Below are 19,155 nucleotides of genomic sequence, written 5' to 3' on the forward strand. Positions count from 1 at the left end.
AATCACACCAACAATCACAGTCCCTTCCAGACGGCGCCCTCCCGACGCCAGCCGGTCGCACCGATCTTAGCCGTGGAGGGCCTCGCGAAACATATCATTAGCCGATTTGACCATGAGGTTCTGCTCGTTGCGTTGACGTGCCGCGTCTGCGAGCTCGTCGGTTTTGACGAACAGAGCAAAATGCCGATTCGCGTGCTGGTCACTGTAATCGGACATGAGGCCGGCCCGCGAGCGCAGGGTCTGGATGGTTTCCGTAACATCGAGCTGCGAGCGCCATTTGCACTCGCCCAGGAGGATTGAGCTGCTGGTCGGGTCCGCCGCGATGACATCGATATCGGCTTCCTGCCGGGCGTGCGGGTCGCTGCCCCACCATTTGCCGAATGCGGAAGCAAGGAACGGCAGGCTCCCTTCGCGGTTGGCACGGATGAGCCATTGCCGGCACACTGTCTCGAACTGCTGTCCGACGTACGTGTCGAGCGCCGGGCCGAAGACGCGGGTTTGCGCGACGATATCGCCGTTGCCGTTTTCAATGCCTCCTATATGAGGGCTTACGAAGCGGTACCAGAACGCGAAGAACGGGTCGCGAATCGCCCACAGGCCCTTTCGCGAGCGCGAAGGGTCCTCGCCAAACGGCACCGTGCGCTCGATGAGGCCCAGCTCTTTGAGCACAGTCAGGTATTTGCTCGCGCTGGTGGCCGACGCGATGCCAGCGCGGTCGGCTATCTTGCTCGGCTTGGTCGCTCCTGAGCCGATGGCGTCCATGACCGAGTTGTATCTCGCCGGGTCACGCAGCTCCTCGCGCAGCGGCATCAGCGGCTCTTCGTAGAGCAGCCCGCTGGTGTCGAAAAACAGCTTCGTGACGTTCTGCTTGTAGGTGAGGCCAGACTGTATCTGCTTGAGATAGTAGGGCGTGCCGCCGAACGTGGCATAATACCGGACGGCGTCCTGCGCGTCGAGCGAGGGCAGCATGCGGCTGGCATCGAATGCGTCGAAGGGCATGAGCCGCATCTGCGCGGTTCGCCTGCCATAGAGCGGGCTTTTGTACCCCAGCACTTCGCTTTCCATGAATCCCTCGTTGCTTCCGCACAGCACCATGAGCATGTTGGATTTCTGGAAACTATGATCGATCGCGATCTGCAGGGTCGAGGGCAGCGAACGCTCGCTCATCGCGGCGTACGGGAATTCGTCGAATATGAACAGCATTCGGCCGCTCGATTGCCGGGACTGCTCGGCGATGAAATCAAACGCGTCCTGCCACAGCGCGAATGCCGGCAACGACGTGGGCACGGAGAAGAACGTGTATATCGCACGCGAGAAATCCCGCAAGTTAGCCGCCGAGGTCTGCTGGCGAGCCGTGAAATACAGGGTGCGTTTGCCGCTCGCGAACTCGTCAAGCAGCGCCGTCTTGCCCACGCGACGCCTGCCATAGAGCACCAGCATCTGGAAATCATTGCGTTCCCACATACCGTCCAGCACCTTCATCTCACGCTCGCGACCAATAAACATAGCGCTCCTTCAGTAATATACTTATGAGTATAATACTTACGAGTATAATATAAGAGCAGTAGGAGAACATTCCCTCACCGAAGTTCGCGGGAGTTCAGGATTAGACTATTCGATATAGGCAAACGCGAGGGAGACACTATGGACGCCGCAGAGTTGTCCCGCGTGCTTGAGCGCGGGGAGAACATTTCGATCGAGTTCAAGCGATGTGGCGTTCAGCCGGAGACAGACACGTTTGAGACGATATGCTCGTTCAACAACCGTTTTGGCGGTTCGATTTTTCTAGGCGTTCTCGACGATGGCACAGTCGAAGGCATTGACCGCAAGCAGGCCATAGCCGTCGAGCGCAATCTAGTCAATGTAATCGGCAACCCCAAGCTGTTCAATGTCGCGCCTGTGATCGAAACCGAGCGCATCGAATACGATGGCAAGCTGGTGATTCGCGTATGGGTTCCGGCTGGTCCGGCAGTCGTCAGCTTCAAACATGTGATTTATGATCGAGTGGCGGATGTGGATCGCCGCATCACGAGCGAAATGCAAATCGCGCAGATGCATATCCGCAAGCAAAACCATTTCAGCGAGCAGCGCGTGTACCGGTATCTCGAGCTCTCGGACTTCCGCCTCGATCTGCTTCCGCGCATCCGCAGGATGGCCGCGGTGAAAACGCCGGAGCATCCTTGGCTTGAGATGGACGACATGGAGCTGATGCGCAGCGCCGATTTGTATGGCATGAACTATGACACCGGGGAGAAGGGATTCAACCTCGCCGCCGTGATGCTGCTGGGCAACGATGAAATCATCTCGCGAATCGCTCCCGCGTATCGGACCGACGCCATCGTGCGCCGTGAGGATCTGGACCGATACGATGACCGGCTGATCGTATCCACGAACCTGGTCGAATCACATGCGCTGGTCTCCGATTTCGCGAAAAGGCATCTTCCCGACAGGTTTCTCCTAGAAGGAAGCCAAGCCGTAAGCCCCAGAGACATCATCATCCGCGAGCTGGTCTCGAACCTGATGATTCACCGAGAGTTCGTCAGTCCGTATCCGGCCAAGCTCCTGATCGGCAACGACGGGATCCACACGGAGAACGCATCCAGGGCAATTTTCCAAGGCCAGATCGCCTTGACAAGCTTCAAGCCGGTTTCCAAGAATCCGTTCATCGCGAAGTTCTTCCGCAACATCGGCCTCGCCGACGAGCTCGGAAGCGGCATGCGCAACCTGTACAAGTACTCGAAGCCCTACTCCGGTATGGATCCCGTCTTGGACGACGGCGATGTGTTCGAGGCATTCGTGCCCGTGCGCTGGGCGGAAGGCAGCGTGGAAGGCGTTTTACCTGCTCACGGTGAGCAGGTAAATGAGCAGGTAAATGAGCAGGTAAATGAGCAGGTAAATTCAACCGCACGAGAGCAGCTGCTGCTCGATCTCATCGTCAAGGAGCCGTCAGTCACATACAGAAGAGCTGCCCAGGCGCTGGGCGTGTCATATTCCACAGCACGCCGCCTGTTCTTCTCGATGAAAGAGATGGGACTGCTCGAACGCAAAGGGTCGGACAAGAAAGGCGCATGGCAAATCCGCAAACCGCTCTGAGCTAGAAGAGGCGCTCACGCCCTATGGCAACTGCAATCGAATCATGCCCTCCGCAAGGACATCAGAATTCATGATTTCCTGAAATATGGCATTGCCTATCGCAGGAATAGCACACCCCCACATTCACCGTCATCAACTCCACCTATTTCAGCGGAACCCAACGAATCAGCGGGGGTACTACCGACCTCGGGCCTAAACCACACGTAAGCTCTAAGTCCATCGACTAATTGAGTGAGGAATAACCCAAGTAGCAAACACAGTGTGAGCGGAAAGAAAGACGACGGCGATGCGTCCGCACCCATGTGACGGGCAACAGGCAGCACGAGAACCGTGTTTACATGTTTATTTACTTGTCCATTTACCTGCTCACTGTGAACAAGTAAATGAAACTTCGGCACGAAAGCAACCGCACTCCGCCGACCACGTCTTCCGCCGTTCATTTCGAGTCAAGTTTACATTCAACGCAATACACGCAACCAGAAAAGTACTTTTGCCTGCGCTCAAAGTAAGGCAAATTCATCACCAATAAGCGGCAATTAGCAATATGGAGATTGTGGCTGGATAGCTCACCTCACTATGTCATACCACGCTCTGATAAGCAGCCATACATTATTGCGATATCGCAGTAGCGTATCTGTGCTCACTTCTCAACTAGGGTATTTCATATGCAACAAAGTCAGCAAACGGCCACTACACATGTGGTGGGCAACAAGCAGCAGCCTGGCGTGAGGGATTATTATGGCGATTAGTTTTGCGTGCCGGGCTTCAGACACTAACCGTGGTAATGGCGCCGCGAATTGTCGTCAAGGAAATGCTGCCCGTCCCAATTGGGGCACCATTGTTCTTCGACGCAGCTTACCACGCACGAATAGCGTCCATTCTTTCCAACGTAATAACTAATTTCCAAATCGCCAACAATCATCACCAATATCAGAAAGGAAACTTAATATTATGTGGAATGTAGAACGCATCACCACTTATCAGCAAATCACCGCGCAATCAGCTAAAGCATTCGCCGTTGACTGGGAGGAATGGCACAGCGGCCGCAAAGAACGACTTATCGCCCCACATGGTTGGCTATCGTTACGAAGCATAGACTGGCTCCAAGAAGGGGTTGACAAAAGTATCGAAGGCTTCCCCGGCACCTTCCGCCAAGAGGGCAACAATGTCATATACACGCCTGAGCCAGGTAAGAATGTCGTCAACAAGGGCAAGGTCATCACTGAATCTAAGACCATCAGCGTCCCCCAAGTCGCCGACTTCAATGTCGAGGACTTCGATTTCGGTGAGATTCGCGCCCAATTAATAAAACGCATCAGCGACACCCGTGCATTTGCTGTCCGAATTCGCGACCCGCACTCAGCAGCGATTGAAAATTTCGCCGGGATACCCCATTATGACCCCGATCAAAAATGGGTATTCCCGGCTAGGTATGTCCCTAGAGCCACTTGGGAATCCAGTGTCGTCGACGCAGTTGTAGGCGACCTCTCCCACGATGAAACCACCATCGGCACGCTGTACGTCACCATCGCAGGCCTCGAATTCCCTCTGACCGTATTTCAAGGCCATAACGATCATTCGGGACTGATGACGACGGACGATTCGGGAAACGAAATATACCTCGATAATCGGACGGATACAGAGGATATCGCCTTTGTGCTCTTCAAAGATAAAACATCCGGCAAGGAGACTTATGGAGGAGCCCGAGCGCTCACCTTCAATATCCATGAACCCGCTCAAGTATCCTACGTCGACTTCAACCGAGCGTGGAATCTTCCTTGCGCTTTCACCGCCTATTGCACCTGCCCGTTCTCACCACAAGAGAACACGTTGCCGATTCCGATTCTTGCCGGCGAAAAAACGCCTGAGCATCAGTACTAATCCGTGACGTAATTTGCCGCTGCACATTAGGAAATGCCGCCCACGCTTGGACAGAACGCGCCACCAGTCCTCTTGCTATGAGAAGACGACACGAATGGCCTTCAACCGATCATACCCTAGCTGCAAATTGAAAGTAAGCCAAAAGTACACTGCTTTACTAGCTATAGGAAAATGTTAATGTACGCTCAAACCAACCGATCAGCATCATGATTCAAACGTTCTACAGCGTCCGCCACTTGCGCGTCACTTGCAGTGATTGATATGCGCACGTAGGTATGCGTTTCGTCGCCATATGCAGCGCCGGTGCGGGTCAGTATGCCAAGATCGGCCAATCTTTGCACCACACTTTCGGCGTTTTCCCCAGGAGCATGGCCCCAGAGGAAGAACCCGCCGACATTGTCCTCAGAAAAAACCATGCCCCACCGTTTAAAGGCTTCTTGCAGGGCCAACCGTCTCCGAGCGTGAATCCGTCGCTGTTCGCTGACGGCTTCCGTGTTCGCCAATGCATCAATCATGGCATACTGCACCGGCTGCGAGAGCACGAGTCCATATGTGCCCCACCGGGTGCCGAGCTGCTCAATGATGCTCGGATCCCCCGCTACGAAACCTGCGCGGTATCCGGCCATATTGGATTGTTTGCTCATCGAGTACAGAGCGAGAACGCGGCCACCAGGCCGTGTGGCGCCCGGTATTGAAAGAATGCTGGCAGTGGGGCCGTCGTTTTCGCAGGCCCAGTCGAAGGCGGAATAGCATTCATCCTGTACGATAATCGCGTTCAATTGGCGAGCGCGCTCTATGGCACGCTGCAAGTAATCACGCCCATTGATTGCGCCGTCAGGGTTTCGTGGCGAATTCAGCCAAATCAACGAAGCATTTTCGGGCCATCGCTCGACGTCGTCCTCGGCGATCACTTGCGCGCCCACCAGCGCGGCACCCGCCTCATAGGTCGGGTAGTGCAGCCGCGGGATGACGATGACGCTGGAAGAATCAAGGCCAAGCCACAGCGGCAGCAGGCCGATGAGCATCTTTGTTCCGGCGACTGGAAGCACGGATGCATCATCGATATCCTCCACGCCTCGTGTCGTTCTATACCAATTCGCACAAGCCGCTCGGCATTCCGGCAGACCTCGTGCCGATATATATCGATGCGCGTTATATCCTCGTTCCAGCGCAGCTTTCACACTGGAAGGCACAGGATCCACCGGGGAGCCGATTCGCAAATCGATGTCATCACGCATGGTCAGCCTTTCTTTCCGTCGTCCGCATCAAGCCATTTCCCCGGATTGAGGATATTGTTCGGGTCGAAAACCCGTTTGATGCCACGCTGCAATTTCATATTGGCCTCGCCAAGCTGCCGAGGCAGACGAGCGGCGAGTTCAATCCCGACGCCATGCTCACCGGTCAGCGTCCCGCCGACGGCGAGCGCCGCCTCGAACAGCTTGCTCTGCGCCCGTTTCACTCGTTCTGCTATATCGCTGGATTCTGCTTCGCTGGCGGGAATCTGGAAGAATCGAGTGTGGATATTCCCATCCCCAGCATGTGCGATCGCCGTGTACGAAAGCCCTTCCTGACGAGCGATGGCGATCACGTTGCCGAACATGGTCGATTCCGCAGATCTCGGCACTGCCACATCGCCATGGGTGCGAATCGCCTCTCGCGGGAGCCGCGGTCGTGATTTCCTCAGATTCAGCAGGTCAACATTGTCGCCTTGTGCATCACGCGCGTCAATAATGATCCCCTGACTGTCACGCAACAGCGACGTCATGCGCTCGATTTCGCCGCCGATGTCCGATCCGTCAATCTGCACAAGAACCATGGCCCCTTCAGCGGCAAAACGCGCATACCTCGGTTGGGCGGCCAGCAGTTGCGGCACCTCCATGAGTTCAAGGACGGCGGGCGCAACATTATGCTCGAAAAGACCGTTGATTGCAGAACATGCTGCTGATATGCCAGAGAAAATAGCGCCCACGGTTTTGATTTCCGCTGGAATCGACCGCAATCGCACGGTCGCCTCGGTCACCACTCCAAGCAAGCCCTCCGAACCCACGAATAATCCGGTAAGGTCAAGCCCTGCAACGTTTTTGATAACGTTTCTGCCGGTCTCGATAGTGCTGCCATCGGCCAGAACCACTTGCAGCGACAGCACATTGCCCCTTGTTACGCCATACTTGACGCAATGAAGACCGCCAGCATTCGTGGCGATGTTCCCGCCAATGCTCGAAACAGCGGAACTCGCAGGATCCGGAGCATAAAACAAACCATACTGGGATGCTGCATCGGAGATTGCATCGGTGATCACACCAGCCTGCACCCGTGCCGTCATATCGATAGGGTCAATCTTGCGGATGGCGTTCAGTCTCTCCGTGCTGAGCACGAATCCTTGCCTGACCGGTATTGCGCCGCCAACGAGGCCGGTGCCGGAGCCCCGTGTCGTCACAGGGATTCCATAGGCATTGCAGATGCGAAGGATGCTCTGCACTTCGGCGGTCGTCTCGGGCAGCAATACGGCCGCAATAAGGCGAGCGTCACCGCTGAATGCGGATTTGTCTTCAGCATACGGTGCCGTCGCTGACGGATCCGTCTCGATATCCTCACCCTGCAAGGCGTTCCGAATTTCGAGAAGCGCCTTGTCCATTATCGTTTCAGTGACTGCAGCAGCCATGCACATGCCTTCTGACTATTGACTGGAATCGTCAAGAAGGCACGGGTCCGGGCCCCGTGCCTTCCCAGCTCCAGCGCAAATGAACTCACTCATATTTCTTCAGGTCGATGGAATTGCCCTGATTATCGACAGGAACGAGCGCGGTGCCATATTCCTTGAGATATGCCTTGTACACTCTCGTCGAATGATAGGCGTCAACAACTTTTTTATATGTAGGATTGTTGACGTTCTCTTTGAGCACGGTAAACATGTTTGCATACTGCCTTTGCCCAGGGTTCTTCTTGAAGTCGGTGGATTCGCTCCACAATGGAGTCAGCTTCGTGTCGAGCTTCGCATCATAAGCCTGAGTGGTGTACACAAAGCCCGCATCCACATCATCAAGCGTTCTCACCTGCAATTGCGTGGAAATTTCCTTGAACTGCAATTTTTTCGGATTGCTCGTTATATTTTTGGGGGTGGCAAATGGAACTGACGTATCGACCTTTATCAATCCCGCCGTTTGCAGGTCATGCAGCGCGCGCGATTGGTTAGTCGTATCGTTAAGAATCGCGATAGTGGCACCATCGGGAATCGCATCAAGGGATTTGTATTTATGAGAGTACAGAGCCAAGCCCTGTACATGGATATAGCCGAGCCTGACAACATCGTTGAATTCAGGATTCTTTTTCTGTGCTGCCTTCAAAGCGGTGGAATGGATGGTAGCCGCGATATCGACATCGTGGTCGACCAACAGCTGGCTCGTGTCAGTAGACGTGTCGTATGTGCTGGTTACGACTTTGATCTTATCTCCGCGAGCTGCGAGTTCCTGATTCAGTGCATCATAGATAATCTTATAGGGTGCCCTTAACGCCACTTTGACGGTGGTTTCTCCCCCTGAGCTCCCACTTGCACTGCCGCAACCTGCCAGAGACAGTGAGATTAGAACCAGCACGGCAATGGCTGCGAAGACCTTTTGAAAAAGCACTGATCCCAGCCTAAAACTGCGAGCGCGAATGCTGCTATTACTATTGAAAATGTTGCTGTTCATTGTTGTTACTCCATTTCATGGTGATATGTATTTATTGGTGATGAGTCGATAGTTTGAGGGTCAGATTTCCAAGCAGCTGCAAGAAGTACACGATGGCGACGAGGAGGAGCAGGGTGACCAGTGCGATGTCAAACATGTACTGGGAGAAACCATACTGAATGGCCATCTGGCCGAGGCCTCCGCCGCCTACCGCACCGGCCATCGCAGAGAGATTGACCTGGGAGATAGCCATCAGCGTCGTAATCCGTATCAAGCTGAATCGTGATTCGCGCAGCAGCACGGATGATACGATCGCCGGGCGCGTCAGACCAATGGATTGCGCCATTTCGATCTTCCCCGGATCGACCTCCAGCAGTGCCTGCTCGACTTGGCGTGCGAAAAAGGGAATATGCCCGATCACCATCGGCACGATGGCACCTCGCACTCCTATGCCCGTCCCCACGATTATGCGCGTGACCGGAAGCAGCATGGTGATGAGCACGATGAATGGGATCGATCTCATGAAGTTGACGATTTTGGGTATGATCGCATTCAGCGCGCTGTTTTCGTAAATATGCCCCGGCGAGATCACTACGAGCAGGATGCCAAGCAACGTGCCCAGCACCACCACGAAGGCGAAGGAGATCGCAACCATAACGACGGTCTGCCAAAAACTGGTGACAATATCATCGCCATACATGATGACGTTGGGGAAGTAATGTTCGAAGAAAGCGCTCATAGCTCTTCTCCCGCCTGGTTGATGCGTATGCAGGACACCTGCGATTGCCTGGCGAATTGGAACAACGAAGCCAGCTGATCCGCGTTTCCCCTGACAAGCACATACAGATTGCCGAGCGGGGCGCTTCCTATCATCCTGACACTGCCATAGATGATGCTGATCTGAATGCCGAATTTCTGCGAAGCTTCGGAAATGAACGCCTGGTACGCTTCGTCTCCATAGAACAGAAAGCGCACAATCCATGCGCCCTCGCTCACGAGATTCGTCACATACGGGCTGCGCAGGCTCTCGGCAGCCTCTTTGGTCTGGAAGAAGCTGTCTACGAAACCGCGCGTCACCGCATGCTTAGGCTGCTTGAAGATATCAACCGTGGCGCCACGTTCCACAAGCGTACCTTCGTTGATAACCGCCACATTGCTGCATATTCGCGTCACTACGCTCATCTCATGAGTGATGAGCATGATCGTTATGCCGTGCGTTTCATTGAGCTGGCGAAGCAGCTCGAGAATCGAGTCAGTCGTTTCCGGATCCAAAGCCGATGTCGGCTCATCGCACAGCAGGATGTCGGGTTCATTGGCCATGGCTCTAGCTATAGCGACCCTTTGCCGCTGCCCGCCGGAAAGCTGGGAAGGGTAGCTGTCGCTCCTGTGGGCGAGCCCGACCTCCTCCAAAAGGAGACTCACTCGTTCAGACGTCTTTGCACGCCCCAGCTTTCTTGCCGGAAGCGCAAGCTCGATATTCTTCTGCACGGTCGCGTTGTCGAGCAGATTGAAATTCTGGAAAATCATGCCGATTTTCTTGCGCCTCAGTCGCAGCTCTTCTCTGGAGAGCGCAGAGATATCTTCGCCCTGCACCCTGACCACGCCTTGCGTCGGGCGCTCCAAACCGTTGACGCAGCGTACCAGCGTGCTTTTACCTCCGCCACTGTGCCCGATTACTCCGTAGATCGTGCCTCGTTCGATACTCAAGGAGACATCATGAAGCGCAGTGACGGTTCCGCCGCGCGTCGCAAACGTTTTGGTCACATCCTGTATCTCTATGGCGGGTTCATTCGTCATGGGCACAACCTTTCGCGTTACCAGCAGCCGCTCACTCCAACGAGCCGAAGACGGCGGGCTTCTTTTCACCGGCCTCGATCGCGAATGGCAGCGTGTTCTGCAAGGGCGCGAAGGGGCAGGTGCAGAACACGGTGAACGCGCAGGGAAGGTTCATCGAACGGTTGAAATCGACGTAGCTGACCGAAGCAGGGTCGCTGTTGTCGAAGCCGATGACCCGTGCGCCGCCGTAGCTTTCGTGACCCGATGTCTTGTCGCGGAACAGGACGTGGCCTTCGTTGGTGATGTTCGCGCGGTTATTGAGGTAGACGTACTCGCCCGTCGCCTCATCGATACGGCGTGCGCCGGAATCGTCGTTGTGCACCTCGAAGACAATCAGATCGCGCTTTTCACCATCGAAATCGACGTGCAGGATTCCGATGGATGTCTCATCATGCGACAATTCGCCGGCGACTGCGCCAACGGTCACATCCTCATGCTGCTCGGCCGGCTCAAACTTCGCCGGGAACACCCACCGCTGATCCGGTTCGAAAGAGGGAATGCTCTGCAATTGCCCGATGCCGGCGGAGTGCGGGTCGCGTATACGGATGGCGAATTGATGCTGCACGCCGATTCGTTTGATGAGCTGCGCGCGGACGTCGCCGTTGTAGAAATCCTCTAGGTTGAAATCGCCCTTTTCGGGTACGTTGATTCGCACCGGCTCGCTCACAGGCGCATCGTGATTCGTGATGACAATGCCACCATCCTCCGGAGGCGTATAGATTACCGCGTCGCCCTGCTGCAACCACGTCCCCGGGAAGCCGTCAAGTGTTTTCGGCTCCCCGTTTTCCAGCCAGTCGATGCTGGTGAGCGAAAGCCAGCCATACGGCTCCTTCATATAGTCCTCGCGCAGGCGCCGCCACTCCTCCCACTCCTTGCGGAATTCCTCGGGACTCTGACGTTTGATGTCGTCATAGCTGACGGAAGCGGGGCGTGAAAACAATTCCATGGAAAATCCTTTGTGTACAGACCAATTGCTGTAGGTCAATGTTGGTTCAACGACGCAGGACAGCCGAACAGTCCAAATAATCGGCCAGCCACAGCTATGCATCCTTAAATTTCTGCCGAAGATATCTCATATCATCACGGGAATTGCGTAGAACGGTATACATATTCCTTATACAAGGCTCTTCGTGCGTTCTGGCACATGCCTTTTAGCGCCAATAGCAATAGCCGCATTAGCGATCGCCAAGATAACCGCCTATAGATAACGGCTATAGGCACGCCGATTTGCGCAATGCAGAGCACTTCTATAGTGAACGCAACGCACATGGCACTAGCATGCGCTCCGTCAACGCGGTTCAGTCAATCTGGTGCTATGCGACAACGTGCGGCACAAGAAGAAGGAGAAAGCCATGTTTTCGCGCAAATTCGGAACGAAACAACGAGGGAGGGCGGCGGCGGCCGTCGTGCTCGCGGCCTTCATGGTCATGACCTCGGCATGCGGTCAGCGCGGCGACGCAAGCGGCGAGGCGCAGTCCGGCGCCACGGCGCAGACCATAACGGTAGCGTCTTCCGGCACGCCGGCGCCTATGACGTACGCCGATAAGAACGGGAATCTGACCGGTTATGAGATCGAGCTGCTCAAGGAAGTCGACAAGCTCACGCCGCAATACAAATTCAACTATGAAAAGGTTGATTTTCAGGGCATCACCGCAGGAATCGACAGCGGCAAATACCAGATAGGCGCAAATTTCTTCAATTACACTCCTGAACGCGCACAGAAGTTCATCTTCTCGAAGTACCCTCATTACCGCGACAGCGCGGCCGTCTTGGCGAAACCCGGATTCGCGGAAACCCACAAATTCACGAAGCTTTCCGACCTCGGCGGGTACACCGTCCCGTCCGATCAGCAAGGCGCAGCATGGCAGGTCTTCGTAGAGGACTTCAACAAGATGTTCCCCAACAAGCCGCTGAAAATCGTATACACAGGAGTTGATCACGCCACGCGCCTGCGCGAAATCAGCCAGGGGCAGTTCGACTTCGGTTATGGCGGCAGATTCCACCAGAAGGTATATGCCACGGATCTCGGCGTCAAGGTCGAGTACATCCCCATTCCCGACAGCGCGGCGCAAAACGACGAGCAGAAGAAGCTGCTCAAATCGCTGCGGCAAGAGACCTACTTCCTGTTCCCGAAAACCGCCGATGGGCAGAAGATCTCGGGCGCAGTCGATAAGGCCCTCGTCACGCTCCATCAGAACGGCACGATGCAGAAGCTTTCCAAGCACTACTTGGGCTATGACATGACTGGCACGAAGGCCGACTGGGCATAACCGTATGCGTTATACGCATACACATACGCTTGCGTGACGCGCAATTCCAACAGTTTCAATAGTTCCAACGGCTCTTACAGCTCTGATGATTGAGAGCGGAAAAGGATATGCCGATGCCCGATATTTTCGACGCTTCGTACATCTGGTCCGACATTCCGGCAATTTTGTCCGGATTGCCCGTGACGATGGAAATCGTCATCGTTTCGACCATTTTCGGCTGGATCTTCGGCCTGGCGCTCGCCTTGGTCAAGATGTACAGGCCGCCGGTGCTATACCAGCTCTGCGGGATATTCGTGTCCTTCACTCGCGGAACCCCGGAGCTGGTGCAGCTGTTCCTAGCCTTCTACGGGATTCCGGTCATCTTGCAGTACACAAATTACTACTGGGGCACCGGCGTCAGCATCAACGGCATCCCCAAGATGCTGTTCGTCCTCGTCGCCTTCACGAATATCACCGCGGCATATTCCGCCGAATCATTCAGGGCGACGCTGCAGGGCGTGGACAAGGGCCAGATGGAGGCAGCGCTGTCCACAGGGCTGTCGAAATTCACCGCCTATCGCAAAATCGTCATCCCGCAGGCACTCGTCGTCGCCATACCTTCCTTGGGATCCCAATTCGTGAGCATGCTCAAAGGCACGTCGCTGGCATTCGTCGTCTCCGTGGTCGATATGACCTCGGCCGGCCAGCTCGCCGCCTCGCGCACCTACCGATTCCTGGAAATGTACATCGCCCTCGCGCTGTGCTACTGGATCCTCTCGGGCGCTTTCTCCTCGCTCTTCCGTTGGATAGAGCAGCGGCTCAAGCGCAACGAGCGGGCGATAACCGACAACGATGCGCCGGAATGGGAGCCGGTACAAGCATCCGTGGCGAACGCTGCGGGAGAATCGCCGATTGCATCTGCTGGCGTTGCGCCAACTGCTGCAACGCCGAAGGTTGCTGCGCCGTCGTTCGCTGCGCCTGTCACCGCGCCGACAGTTTTCCTATCATCAGCAGCGGCACCATCGCTAGCCGCTAGGTCGTCGGCAATAGCCGCGTCGGCATTCGCTGCGTCGGCTATTACCACATTGGCATTCTCCACCTCGATGCTCGGGTAGAAAAACCGTGGCCTATGGCCGACGGGAGCTGCCGCCTCTCTCGCCGGTCATAGCAGTTCATAACGGTTTCATCAATGTCATCAGATTGTAAGGAACAGCACTATGGTTGTCAGAATTTCCAATTTGCGCAAACGCTTCGACAAGAACGAAGTGCTGCGCGGGGTGAGCATCGAGGTGCCGGACGGCAAGGTAATCGGCCTTATCGGCTCCTCCGGCGCGGGAAAATCCACGCTGCTGCGATGCACGAATTTCCTTGAGCCACCCGATTCCGGAACGCTCGAATTCGATGGCAATGTCGTGGATACCACGCATGCCAGCAAGCAGCAGGTTCAGGAGCTGCGCAGGCAGACCGCTATGGTGTTCCAGAACTTCAACCTCTACAAGCTCAACACCGCGACGGAGAACATCGAGCTCGCGCTCACTCACGCCAAACATTACGCTCCCAAAAAGGCGCATGAGACGTCACTCGAATTCCTGAACAAGGTCGGGCTGCATGCCAAGCGAAACAGTTTCCCCGATCAGCTTTCCGGCGGGCAGCAGCAGCGCGTCGCCTTGGCGCGAGCCGCCGTGCTACGACCTAAGCTCATGCTGCTGGACGAGCCGACCTCCGCCTTGGACCCCGAGAACATTGGCGAAGTGCTCAAGGTCATCAAGAACTTGGCCGATGAAGGGCAATCCATGCTAATCGCATCGCATGAGATGAACTTCCTGCGCCGCATCTGCGATCACGTCGTCTTCATGGACCAAGGCGTCGTGAAAGAGGAAGGCTCAGCCGACCAGATATTCAACCATCCCAAGGAAGACCGCACCCGGCAATTCCTGTCCGGAGTCACACCCCAAGAGGAGGCATAACGCATGTCGTTTGCAAGCATCGCAGCAGTAGCTGCGAAGGGAACCGTGGACGGAACTGGCGCTGCGAAAAGTCCTGAAGCAGGAGGTTCGCAGCCCGAGCAAACCGAACAATCCGAACAGGAGCGCCCGAACTCAATCACGTTGCGCCTGGCACGGGTGAAGGACGCCCACGATATCGCGCGATTCTATGCCCACTACGTCACCGAAACGGCTATCAACTTCGAGTACGACATACCTCCGGAAGAGGAGTTCGCCAAGCGCATCGAACTCGTTTCGACACGCTACCCCTTCATCGTCGCCGACCTCAACGGGTCGCAAGTCGTGGGATATGCCTTCGCCCATCCTATGGGAGAGCGGCCGGCCTACGGCTGGTCCGCCGACACCTCCATTTACCTTGACGCTGATTTCCGCGGACATCGCATAGGGTCAGCCCTTTACCAAGCGCTGGAAACCCTGCTGAAGGCACAGCACGTCGTCAGGCTGTTCTCCTGCATCACCGTTCGCGGCGACGATTCGCTGGCCGACATCGGCGGATTGCCGCCGCAGCTTGACGATGTGATTGGTAACGACGAAGACAATGGCACTGCGGGCGCTGATAACAGCATTGACGCCACTGTGCGAACCGAGACTCACGACCCACATCTGCCGGATACCAGCCCTAGATTCCATGCGGCGCTGGGCTACAAGCCCGTCGGGCGCAACTATGCAGCCGGCTACAAATTGGGTACTTGGTACGACAAGCTCTGGATGGAAAAACCCTTGCGACTGTTAGAGTCCAAACCCGAGCCGATCGTTCCTATTACCGAGCTCTCCAAGGAGCTGATTGTCAAAGCGCTGGAAGAAGGCACACGGCTCATCCGGCAACGCGACTAGCCGCGCAATCCATCACAACCACATAGGGCATCGCTATACCGTAGCAACATCACTAACAAACAACACACAATTTGAAGGAACACACCACAAAGGGGTCATTATGACTACATATCAGGATATCCAAAACCTCAGCGTCGACGAATACACCGCGTTGTGGAACAAGCTGCGCGAGGCGCGAGAAGCCCAGCTCAACTCTGAATACGGCTGGCTTTCGCTGCGCAGCATCGACTGGCTGAGCGATAACGCCACCATCACCATCGATGGCTTCCCCGGGCAGTGGACCCAGCAGGGCAACACCGTGATCTACACGCCCGAGCCGGGCAAAGACGTGGTGAACCACGGCGAGGTGCTGACCGCGCCCAAGGAGATCATCGTCGATATCACCGCTGACGTGAATGTGGAGGACTTCGACTACGAAGGAGTCCGCGCCCAGCTGATCAAGCGCATCGGTTCGAGCAGAACCTTCGCGGTGCGCCAGCGCGACCCAAACTCGATTACTCGCCAGCGATTCGCAGGAATCCCGCATTTCAAGCCCGACAAGCGCTGGGTCGTTCCCGCGCGCTACGTGCCGCTGCCGCAATGGGAGAACGTCGAAACCTCCGCCGTGCTGGGCGATCTGTCCCACAACGAAACCGCCATCGGCGATCTGTACGTCGAAGTCGACGGCAAGGAGCACCGCATCGTCGTTCTGCAAGGGCATAACGACGATTCAGCCTGGATCAAGGTCGACGAGAAAACCGGCAAGAAAGTCTATCTGGACAATCGCCAGAATACGAAGGACTACGGCTTCATCCTCCTGCGCGACGCCACCTCCGGCAAGGAGACGTACGGCGGCGGGCGAGCGCTTCACCTTGATTTCACCGACCCCGACGGCATCACCTACCTCGACTTCAACCAGACGGGGAATCTGCCCTGCGCATTCACCTACTTCTGCACCTGCCCCTTCGCGCCCGAAGAGAACAACTTCGACTTCGCCATCACCGCCGGCGAAAAGACCCCAACCATCATCGACACACCCGCTGAATAGCTGAGCAGAGCAGGCGTTAGCTCACTGGGAGAACCTTTCAAACCCTTTGGGCTAGGACTAACTATCAATTGAACGGATTCGGACATTCTCGGAGAGTGTCCGAATCCGTTCAAACCTGCATAATCTTGGATGACCAGACCGGATTGAAGAAGGCCTCATCGGCAAGGCAGAGCATCGGGTCAAGCAACCACGTCCGCACAAAAATGTTTGCATCGATGACGACTCTTCTCACGATTCCAGTTCCTTGCCTACCGAGTTTTCAATGGCAACGAGGCTGGATCAATATCATACAGACCCAGATTATCGGCCAAATCGCGAGCCGCCTGCAAGTGAGCCTTTCGATGCATCTGCGCATCTCGGTAAGCAAGCACGTCCTCGCAAGCTACCATGCGCCGACCTGACTGTCCATTGCGGAAGAACGGTAGACGTCCGGCGTCGAGAATACGTGCGACCGTACGCGCTGACATCTGCAGGATTTCAGCCGCCTCGCCGGTCGTAATCAACGACTGATTGTCCGAAGCCGCTTCGGCTGCCCGCAGAGCAGCTTCGAAAGCCGAGCGATCCAGACGGTAGGTCTTGCCGTCGCCCTGCAGAACATAGGGCGCATCCGGCCGCACCACCGCAGTACCAATCGTCACTATGCTCATGATGACCTCCTTGAGACGTATTCGAAACGCAATACGGTCATTATATCAAAAAACGGCAAAACTGACAATACGGACAAAACTGATATATTCAAATTTCTGCAATTGGCGACACACTACGAATTACAAAGACACCACATCCCAAATCTCCTTGCATCAGCCGAAAACCATCTTCAAACCTAGGAAGTTACTTAGGAAGCAACCTTGGAACCTAGGAAAAATACTTAGGAACCTAGGAAGTTTTGATATACTAGCTTCCTAGGTAATGCAGAATATACTGTGACGGCGAAATACATAAGGCAGGGGCTATGTTCTCAAGAATCTCCACCGACGCGGAGTTGGCAGCAGCTATTGCCGTCATGAAAGAAGCCGGAACAGATCTAGCGGATTATGAAATCAAAGATGCCAAAGGCGGATTCCCCTCCTCCATTGTGGAATCAATGGTGGCTTTCGCCAACACTACAGGCGGCGTCGTCATTCTGGGCATTTCCGAAAAGACATTCCATGCGGTGGATGTCGATGTCAGGAAACTGCAAAGTCAGCTGGCCCAGGCGGCGCGGGATCTGATCAGCCCAGCCATATTCGCCGATATTCAAGTGCTGGACTATGAGCGCAAACCTATCGTGGTGGCAAACATCCCAGAATTGGATGCGCGGCAGAAGCCCTGCTACATCAAGCGATATGGAAGACCAGAGGGTTCATATTTGCGAACCGGCGACGGCGATTACAAACTGACGATGTACGAAATTGACCGTTTCATGGAAAATCAGTATCGCACGGCGCGCAATGACATTGCGACCGTCGACGACGCAACCATCGAGGATTTCGACAGAAAATTGCTGTCTGGCTGGTTGGACATTCAGCGAAGCGGATCTTTCGGCGGCACCGCCTCAATGACGGACGAGCAGCTGATGACGAATCGGCGCGTCGTGGCCTATGATGCACAAGGCGTTGCACGGCCTACGATTGCCGGGCTGTTTGCGCTCGGCACGTTCCCTCAGAAATTCTTCCCTCGCTTGAACATCGTGTTTTCGGCCTTCCCCACTGCAATCAAAGGGGACGCTTCCACTGGGGGGCATCGGTTTGTAGATTCAGAAAACATCGACGGCCCTATCCCGGTCATGCTCGTAGCGGCGCTGCGTGCCGTCTCGCGCAATATTCGTCATGGGGCGCTTATCAAAGGTGCCCTGCGCGAGGACGTGCCCGAGTACCCGCTTGATGCAATCAGGGAAGCAGTTGCGAACGCCTTGATGCACCGCGATTATTCGCTCGACGCCCAAGGTGCGCCCGTCCGGGTAGAACTGTACCCAGACCGCTTGGAAATCATCAATCCCGGTGGTCTGTTCGGGCCTCTTACCGTTGATGAACTCGGGAAGAAAGGCAGTACGCAATCCAGGAACCAGTTCCTTTCCAGGATTCTGGAAGACACCCCTTACACGGACATCGATGGGCAGACGGGGCATGTGGTTGAGAATCGCGGCACCGGGTATGCGATCATCAAAGGCTCTCTGGCCGATGCACTGATGCCGCCGCCAATCCCGGTCAGTTCGTTAAGTGAATTCCGTATCATCTTTGGACATCGCAAGATGACTGAGCAGGAAGGCGCTTCTTACTCGCACGACAATATGAGATCGGCCATACTGGCATATCTCGCGGAACGGCAAAACGCCAGCACCTCTGAACTGGCGAATGCCGCCGGCGTCTCCACCAAAACCATTCGTGATTATATTTCCCGACTGATGGAGGAAGGACTCGCGGAAGGCATCGGATCCAAATACAGCCCGAAACGCCGCTATCGACTTATCGCATCGCACGGAGAGACGAGCAGCGTCGCCGATTAACAGACTAAGTGACCATGTGCAAATGTGAACCTAGGAAGTTACTTAGGAAGCGAACCCGGAACCTAGGAAGTTGGTA

At 55.4% G+C, this 19,155-nt stretch carries 17 protein-coding genes; 8 read left to right on the forward strand and 9 right to left on the reverse strand.

Annotated features, from left to right (window positions below; all coding sequences use genetic code 11):
* Nucleotides 1-66: 66 nt before the first annotated feature.
* Complete coding sequence (locus tag BISU_RS10015; protein ID WP_024463898.1) at nt 67-1,506, reverse strand: ATP-binding protein; 1,440 nt, start codon at nt 1,504-1,506, stop codon at nt 67-69.
* Between the two features lie 138 nt (nt 1,507-1,644).
* On the opposite strand from BISU_RS10015, the gene BISU_RS10020 reads away from it, so the two are divergent.
* On the forward strand, nt 1,645-3,093 hold the full coding sequence (locus tag BISU_RS10020; RefSeq protein WP_024463897.1) for an AlbA family DNA-binding domain-containing protein: 1,449 nt from the start codon (nt 1,645-1,647) through the stop codon (nt 3,091-3,093).
* 951 nt (nt 3,094-4,044) lie between these two features.
* Complete coding sequence (locus BISU_RS10025; RefSeq protein ID WP_024463896.1) at nt 4,045-4,974, forward strand: DUF1684 domain-containing protein; 930 nt, start codon at nt 4,045-4,047, stop codon at nt 4,972-4,974.
* Between the two features lie 185 nt (nt 4,975-5,159).
* Here BISU_RS10025 and BISU_RS10030 read toward each other — a convergent pair whose 3' ends face one another.
* From BISU_RS10030 to BISU_RS10055, 6 genes are all read right to left on the reverse strand, one after another.
* Nucleotides 5,160-6,212 carry an aminotransferase class I/II-fold pyridoxal phosphate-dependent enzyme gene (locus BISU_RS10030; protein ID WP_024463895.1) on the reverse strand — a complete coding sequence of 351 codons (1,053 nt, stop codon included), beginning with the start codon at nt 6,210-6,212 and terminating at the stop codon, nt 5,160-5,162.
* A 2-nt stretch (nt 6,213-6,214) separates the two neighbouring features.
* Nucleotides 6,215-7,636: an FAD-binding oxidoreductase gene (locus BISU_RS10035; protein ID WP_024463894.1), complete on the reverse strand. Its 1,422-nt coding sequence runs from the start codon at nt 7,634-7,636 to the stop codon at nt 6,215-6,217.
* Nucleotides 7,637-7,721: 85 nt separating this feature from the next.
* A complete protein-coding gene (locus BISU_RS10040; protein WP_081672743.1) occupies nt 7,722-8,663 on the reverse strand; it encodes a MetQ/NlpA family ABC transporter substrate-binding protein in 942 nt (313 codons plus the stop codon).
* A gap of 31 nt (nt 8,664-8,694) precedes the next feature.
* The gene (locus BISU_RS10045) at nt 8,695-9,381 is read right to left on the reverse strand and encodes a methionine ABC transporter permease (protein WP_024463892.1); all 687 of its coding nucleotides are present in this window, start codon (nt 9,379-9,381) and stop codon (nt 8,695-8,697) included.
* Nucleotides 9,378-10,439 (reverse strand): methionine ABC transporter ATP-binding protein, encoded by a 1,062-nt coding sequence (locus tag BISU_RS10050; protein WP_033503106.1) that lies wholly within the window; start codon nt 10,437-10,439, stop codon nt 9,378-9,380. The genes BISU_RS10045 and BISU_RS10050 overlap by 4 nt, the downstream gene beginning before the upstream one ends.
* 31 nt (nt 10,440-10,470) lie before the next feature.
* The gene (locus BISU_RS10055; RefSeq protein ID WP_024463890.1) at nt 10,471-11,424 is read right to left on the reverse strand and encodes a DUF1684 domain-containing protein; all 954 of its coding nucleotides are present in this window, start codon (nt 11,422-11,424) and stop codon (nt 10,471-10,473) included.
* A gap of 406 nt (nt 11,425-11,830) precedes the next feature.
* Between BISU_RS10055 and BISU_RS10060 the strand changes: the two genes are divergently transcribed.
* The 5 genes from BISU_RS10060 to BISU_RS10080 all read left to right on the forward strand — a co-directional run bounded on the left by BISU_RS10060 (nt 11,831) and on the right by BISU_RS10080 (nt 16,594).
* Nucleotides 11,831-12,748 carry a transporter substrate-binding domain-containing protein gene (locus BISU_RS10060; protein WP_024463889.1) on the forward strand — a complete coding sequence of 306 codons (918 nt, stop codon included), beginning with the start codon at nt 11,831-11,833 and terminating at the stop codon, nt 12,746-12,748.
* A 113-nt stretch (nt 12,749-12,861) separates the two neighbouring features.
* Nucleotides 12,862-13,842: an amino acid ABC transporter permease gene (locus tag BISU_RS10065; RefSeq protein WP_024463888.1), complete on the forward strand. Its 981-nt coding sequence runs from the start codon at nt 12,862-12,864 to the stop codon at nt 13,840-13,842.
* 102 nt (nt 13,843-13,944) lie between these two features.
* Nucleotides 13,945-14,694 carry an amino acid ABC transporter ATP-binding protein gene (locus BISU_RS10070; RefSeq protein ID WP_024463887.1) on the forward strand — a complete coding sequence of 250 codons (750 nt, stop codon included), beginning with the start codon at nt 13,945-13,947 and terminating at the stop codon, nt 14,692-14,694.
* A 3-nt stretch (nt 14,695-14,697) separates the two neighbouring features.
* Nucleotides 14,698-15,567 carry a GNAT family N-acetyltransferase gene (locus BISU_RS10075; RefSeq protein ID WP_024463886.1) on the forward strand — a complete coding sequence of 290 codons (870 nt, stop codon included), beginning with the start codon at nt 14,698-14,700 and terminating at the stop codon, nt 15,565-15,567.
* 100 nt (nt 15,568-15,667) lie between these two features.
* Nucleotides 15,668-16,594: a DUF1684 domain-containing protein gene (locus BISU_RS10080; protein ID WP_024463885.1), complete on the forward strand. Its 927-nt coding sequence runs from the start codon at nt 15,668-15,670 to the stop codon at nt 16,592-16,594.
* Nucleotides 16,595-16,703: 109 nt separating this feature from the next.
* On the opposite strand, the gene BISU_RS13380 is transcribed toward BISU_RS10080, so the two are convergent.
* Both BISU_RS13380 and BISU_RS10085 read right to left on the reverse strand, forming a co-directional pair.
* Nucleotides 16,704-16,826: a hypothetical protein gene (locus tag BISU_RS13380; protein WP_264298192.1), complete on the reverse strand. Its 123-nt coding sequence runs from the start codon at nt 16,824-16,826 to the stop codon at nt 16,704-16,706.
* A gap of 16 nt (nt 16,827-16,842) precedes the next feature.
* Entirely contained in the window at nt 16,843-17,241 is a 399-nt protein-coding gene (locus BISU_RS10085; protein WP_024463884.1) for a helix-turn-helix domain-containing protein, read from the reverse strand.
* A 305-nt stretch (nt 17,242-17,546) separates the two neighbouring features.
* On the opposite strand from BISU_RS10085, the gene BISU_RS10090 reads away from it, so the two are divergent.
* Nucleotides 17,547-19,079 (forward strand): ATP-binding protein, encoded by a 1,533-nt coding sequence (locus BISU_RS10090; RefSeq protein WP_024463883.1) that lies wholly within the window; start codon nt 17,547-17,549, stop codon nt 19,077-19,079.
* Nucleotides 19,080-19,155 lie beyond the last annotated feature (76 nt).

Source organism: Bifidobacterium subtile (genome assembly GCF_000741775.1).
Taxonomy (GTDB): domain Bacteria; phylum Actinomycetota; class Actinomycetes; order Actinomycetales; family Bifidobacteriaceae; genus Bifidobacterium; species Bifidobacterium subtile.